7 protein-coding genes are annotated in these 5,189 nt (G+C 58.6%); 2 read left to right on the forward strand and 5 right to left on the reverse strand.

The genetic code is table 11. The annotated features are described in order from the left end of the window. Together QCE63_RS35265 and QCE63_RS35270 are read left to right on the forward strand one after the other, a co-directional pair. The coding region (locus QCE63_RS35265) for an RHS repeat-associated core domain-containing protein (RefSeq protein WP_309839866.1) at positions 1–829 on the forward strand (829 nt) is incomplete at its 5' end. Positions 830–831: 2 nt separating this feature from the next. Further along, positions 832–1,335 carry an SMI1/KNR4 family protein gene (locus QCE63_RS35270; RefSeq protein ID WP_309839868.1) on the forward strand — a complete coding sequence of 168 codons (504 nt, stop codon included), beginning with the start codon at positions 832–834 and terminating at the stop codon, positions 1,333–1,335. Between the two features lie 45 nt (positions 1,336–1,380). Here the strand turns inward: QCE63_RS35270 and QCE63_RS36935 are convergent, their stop codons facing one another. The 5 genes from QCE63_RS36935 to QCE63_RS35290 all read right to left on the reverse strand — a co-directional run bounded on the left by QCE63_RS36935 (position 1,381) and on the right by QCE63_RS35290 (position 5,140). Next, positions 1,381–1,515: a SymE family type I addiction module toxin gene (locus QCE63_RS36935; protein ID WP_404990247.1), complete on the reverse strand. Its 135-nt coding sequence runs from the start codon at positions 1,513–1,515 to the stop codon at positions 1,381–1,383. Between the two features lie 336 nt (positions 1,516–1,851). Beyond that, entirely contained in the window at positions 1,852–2,445 is a 594-nt protein-coding gene (locus QCE63_RS35275) for a nitroreductase family protein (RefSeq protein ID WP_309839871.1), read from the reverse strand. A gap of 70 nt (positions 2,446–2,515) precedes the next feature. Further along, complete coding sequence (locus tag QCE63_RS35280; protein ID WP_309839872.1) at positions 2,516–3,394, reverse strand: MBL fold metallo-hydrolase; 879 nt, start codon at positions 3,392–3,394, stop codon at positions 2,516–2,518. Continuing rightward, positions 3,391–4,749, reverse strand: coding sequence for an MFS transporter (locus tag QCE63_RS35285; protein WP_309839873.1), 1,359 nt, complete (start codon positions 4,747–4,749; stop codon positions 3,391–3,393). Before QCE63_RS35285 ends, QCE63_RS35280 begins: the two co-directional genes overlap by 4 nt. A 52-nt stretch (positions 4,750–4,801) precedes the next feature. After that, positions 4,802–5,140 (reverse strand): DUF4387 domain-containing protein, encoded by a 339-nt coding sequence (locus tag QCE63_RS35290; RefSeq protein ID WP_309839874.1) that lies wholly within the window; start codon positions 5,138–5,140, stop codon positions 4,802–4,804. Positions 5,141–5,189 lie beyond the last annotated feature (49 nt).

Consider the following 5,189-nt stretch of genomic DNA (forward strand, 5'->3'; position numbering starts at 1 on the left):
GACGTGGTTCCTGTGGGACGGCGATGCGATGGCCGGCGAGGTGCGGCGCACGGCGCGTCATGCGAGGGAAGCGCGGTTTTATGTGTATCGGCAGGATGGTTTCGAGCCACTGGCGATGCAGGTGGATGATGGGGCGTGTAAGCGGGTTTATTTTTATCAGAATGATCCGAATGGTGCGCCGGTCAGGTTGAGCAGCGCAGACGGTGACATCGTTTGGGAAACGCACTACAGTGTGACGGGTGGGGTTGAATGGGTTGAAACGCGGAAGGTCGAGCAGGCGATTCGGTTGCAGGGGCAGTATTTTGATGACGAGTCGGGGTTGCATTACAACCGGTATCGGTACTTTGATCCGGGTACCGGGCAGTTTATCTCGCAGGATCCGATTGGATTGATTGGGGGCATCAACCCATACAGATTCGCGCCGAACGCTTTCGGATGGATTGATCCTCTTGGATTAAAGATTTTTGGCATTGATGATCTGCATCCTGGCACGATAACGGATTCTCATCCAGACGGCATATTCACAATTCAGGCTGCTGGTAGCCGGCACGGAGATAAAGTGGCTTTATATAGTGCAGCCGGCTTGAAGGAGAGCTTCAGTTCAGAATGGATTTCTCATCATATTGACTATAATCCGGCAACAAATGAAATGAGAATGCAGCTTGTGGCAGTCGAGCCGCATCGCGCTTCCCATGCTGGTGGCATTAAAGATTTTGAATTGGATACGGGACTAATATACGGCACGGATGAGTCGAAGACAGAAGCTGCAAAGAGGAGCCGAGAGCATGCATCCGCGTGTTCAAAGAAGAAAAGGAAAAGGAGGAGATGAAAATGGCAGGAAACTTCGATTTCACCGCACAGGGAGTCTCTTTTGTGAACTCGGCTGGTCAAGTTACCCAAGAACAAATAGAGAGCGTCCTGCCATTTCATTTTGATGGGAAAGAATTTTTTGTTGAATTTTACCTTTCCTATAACGGCGGGATTTTTCTGAATGGTGCGCGCTTCTATCGGAACAAGATTCATCGAATTCAGAAAGGCGGTTACACGTCGGTAGAAATAGAAGGGTTTTATTTTATTCCTAGGTTTGAGGGTGAACGTGTTCCAAAATTAATGTCTATCCCAGAGATGTGGAGAATTAACAAAAAGTCTTTTAAGACACTTGAGCTTTTCTCAAAAGCACATTTTCCATTTGCGGCTGACGCAAGTGGCAATAACTACTGGATTGATATTGAAACTGGGAAAATCAAGTATATCGCTATGGATTCAGATGGTAGTGAGGTAGAGGTTGCTCCATCGTTTTCCATTTTTTGCAGAGGAATACAGCCTGAGTCATAATTTTGGAACTAGGCGCAAAGGGCCACGTGTGCAGCCCTTTGATTGTTATTCGGTGGCAATCACGAGCCGTCTGTGCTCAACATTGATTCTCACACGCTGTCCGGGCCTGAATCCGGCTTGCTCGATCCATCGTCCGACGAGCTTGAGCCACGGATAATCGGCGGTTCTTTGCGCTGCCAATGCGGCTTCTTCGAACGTTTGTCGCGTTGGATCTGCTGAACGGTCACAAAGCGTTCAGTGACGGCGGGACGCGCTTCAAGAGGCGTCAGCCATTAAGCGCACAGCTATGGCTACGATCCGGCGGGGCACTTGACGCGCACCGTCGATCCGCTCGGGCGCGTGCTGAACATCCGTTGCGATCCGCTGGGAAGAATTGTTGCGCATACGGATCCGGCGCAGCGGCTGCGTAGGTACGCCCATCACTCGCTACAACTGTCTCTGCGCAGTTCTGAAGGCGCGACTCCTTTTTCCAGAAAATCCGCGATGAACCCTTTTTAATTGCGTTGCGCTTCAGCTTCACGCCGTCTCCAGCCACCCCCCAAACTGCGCAATCTGCCCAAGCGGCAAACGCGCGCGCGGCGCGTGCTCACGCTCGGCGAGCGCGGCGGGCAACGACTGCGCATCGCCATGATGCGCCACCGATATCATGCTCAACACCTTGAATCGCGCCGGCAGCGCGAACGCCGCACGGAACGCGTCAGCGTCGAGGCCACTCATCGCGTGCGCAGCGAGACCTTGCGCGCTGGCTTGCAGCAGCAGCGCCATCGCGGCGGCGCCGGCATCGTAGCTTGCGCTCGGATTCTCCGCGCCCTTCGACGTCAGCGTATCCGCCAGCACGGCGATCAACACCTGCGCGTGCGTATTCCACGACTGATTGAACGAGATCAGCGTACCGAACGCCCGCTCGAACGCAGCCGAATCCACGGCTTTCTCAAACACGACGAAGCGCCACGGCTGCGCGTTGAACGCCGAAGGCGCCCAGCGCGCCGCTTCGAGCAAGCTCATCACCTCGGCATGCCCGACGGGACGATCCGCATACGCACGCGGACTCCAGCGGCCCGCGATCAGGGGATGAATGGCCGTATCGGCCGGTGCGGGACGATGTGTCATGGTGTGACGTTTTCGATGAATGGCAAAAGGCCGGGACATGAAAGTCCCGGCCGCAAGAACAGACCCAAGGTCACTCGGGATGACGGAAGGCGAAGCCTTCGGGCGTCTCGTCGACATAGCCCGCAAAAGGCGCCATGAAGTGTCCCGGCAGCAGCAGCGCGCGCTGCTCGCAGGTCTTCTCCAGAATCCTGCGGCGCGTCTCGGCGGATTGCTTCTGGTCGATGCACCCGAAACAGCTCCACTGCGGATACTTCACCTGGATCGGATGATGCAGGATATCGCCGGTCATCACCGCATGCGCGTCGTTCGACTTCAGCCAGATCGCGACGTGACCCGGCGTGTGACCCGGCGCCGGTTCGATGAACAGACAGTCGGCGATTTCCGCGTAGTCGTCAATCATCATCGCCTGGCCCGCCTCGATCACCGGCAGCACGCTGTCCTTGTAGCCGAGGATGTGATGGCCCGTCGATTCCTTTGCGTAGCGCGCCGCCCAATAATCGTTCTCGGTCTTGCCGAACACGTACTTCGCGTTGGGAAAGGTCGGCACCCACCGATCGCCGACGAGCCGCGTATTCCAGCCGATGTGATCCGCATGAAGGTGCGTGCAGAGCACATAGTCGATCTGCTCGGGCGTCGCGCCCGCCTTCGCGAGGCGGTCAAGATACGGCGTCTGCAGGTTGCACCAGTCGGGGCGGCCGGGCCGCTCCTTGTCGTTGCCGACGCAACCATCGATCAGGATCTTGTGACGCCCCGTATCGAGCAACCACGAGTGCATGCTGAGGAGCATGCGGCCCGTGGCGGGATCGTAATGACCCGGCGCCATCCACGAGAGATTGTCTTCGACGTCCTGCGGCGTCGCCAGCGGGAAGAACTTGAGAAAGTCGAAGGACTTGTCGACGGTCTCTTCGACGAGCGTCGCCGTTACATTGCCGATCCTGAAACGAATCACGATGCCTGTTCTCCCGACAGTCCCGAAGCGTGCGGCTGACGCGCCGCGCCCGTGTCACGATGCAGATTCTCTTCCAGCGAGGACAGTTCCACGCCGGCCGCTTCGCGCAGCGGCATGATGCCGAGCACCGAGACCACCGCCGCGAACACGATGTATGCCGCCAGCAACCAGTAACCGCCCGCCCACATCACGAACAGCGCAGCGAGGATCGGCGTCGGGCCGCTCCAGATCACCGTGGCGAGCTGGTACGCCACCGAGACGCCGCTGTAGCGGATCGCGGCCGGATACTGCTCGCTGATGAGCGCGGGCTGTGCCGACAGCGTGCTGCCAAGACCGAAGACCATCGCGACGGAAATCGCCGTGACGATCACCGGATAGCTCCCGGTATCAAGCATCTTGAAGAACGGGAAGATGAATGCGCCGAGGAAGATCATGCCGCCCATGTACACCTTCTTGCGGCCGATACGGTCGGACAGCGCGCCAAAAATCGGCTGCGACAACAGCGTGAAGAAGGAACCGATCATCAGTGCACGGATCGCGAGCGGCTTCTCGATGTGCAGGTTCTGCGTCATATACACCAGCGCATACACGGAGATCACGAAGAAGCTGGTGTTCTCGGCGGCCTGTGCGGCGACGATCTGCAGCGTGCGCTTCTTATGCGTGGCGAGCACGGTTGCGATCGGCATCTTCTCGGCGGTGTGCGAACGTTGCAGCTTCTGGAAGCTCGGCGACTCCGACACGCGACGGCGAATGATGATGCCCACCACCACGAGGATGCCGGACAGCAGGAACGGCACGCGCCAGCCCCATGAGGCGAACTGCTCGGGCGTGGTGAACGCCGTCGTCAGGGCCATCACGCCGGTCGAGAGGATCAGCGCGGCGGAGATGCCCATCTGCGGCCAGGCGCCATAGAAGCCGCGCTTCTTCGCGGGCGAGTGTTCGATCACCATCAGCGTGGCGCCGCCCCATTCGCCGCCCACCGCGAAGCCTTGCAGGAAGCGCAGCGTCGTCAGCAGGATGGGCGCACCGAGGCCGATGCTCTCATAGGTCGGCAACAGGCCGATCAGGAAGGTTACGCCGCCCATCATCACGAGACTCAGGACGAGCATTGCCTTGCGGCCGATCTTGTCGCCATAGTGACCGAACACGATGCCGCCCACCGGGCGCGCAATGAAGCCGATCGCGAAGCTCGCCAGCGCCGCGATGGTGCCGGCCACCGGATCGATAGCGGGGAAGAACAGCTTGTTGAAGATCAGCGCGGCGGCCGATCCGAAGATGAAGAAGTCGTACCACTCAAGCGTTGCGCCGATGGCGCTGGCGAATGAAACTCGCCGGATGTCCGAATCGTTGACCATGGTGTCTCCTCTGCGTGTTGCGTGTGTTGTTGATTTTGTTTGAGTGGCGTTATCAGACGCCGGGAATTTCAATCGTCAGCAACGGTGCGTGCTGTTGCGCGCCGAATGTGTCGCGCTCGCCCACGCTGCCCTGCGCCCACGAACGCTTCAGCGTCAGCTTGAAGGCGCGCGCCGGGTCGAAGAACATCAAGGTCACGATGTCCTCCTTCGTCACGTTGTACAACTTGCAGATCAGCGCCTCGGTCAGCACCCCGCTGGCCTTCACGCGTTCGTATAGCGTTGGTTCGTCGAAGATCACATCGAACGTGATCTCGAACGGACCCGAGTTCTTGCTGCGCACGACCTTCGCCAGTTCGCGCAGCGTCTTGCCTTGTGTCTGCGTCGTGCTCATGCGCCTACCTCCACGATCTCAACCGGAAACAGCGACTCCGCCGAGTCGA

The organism is Caballeronia sp. LZ065, assembly GCF_031450975.1.
Lineage (GTDB): Bacteria > Pseudomonadota > Gammaproteobacteria > Burkholderiales > Burkholderiaceae > Caballeronia.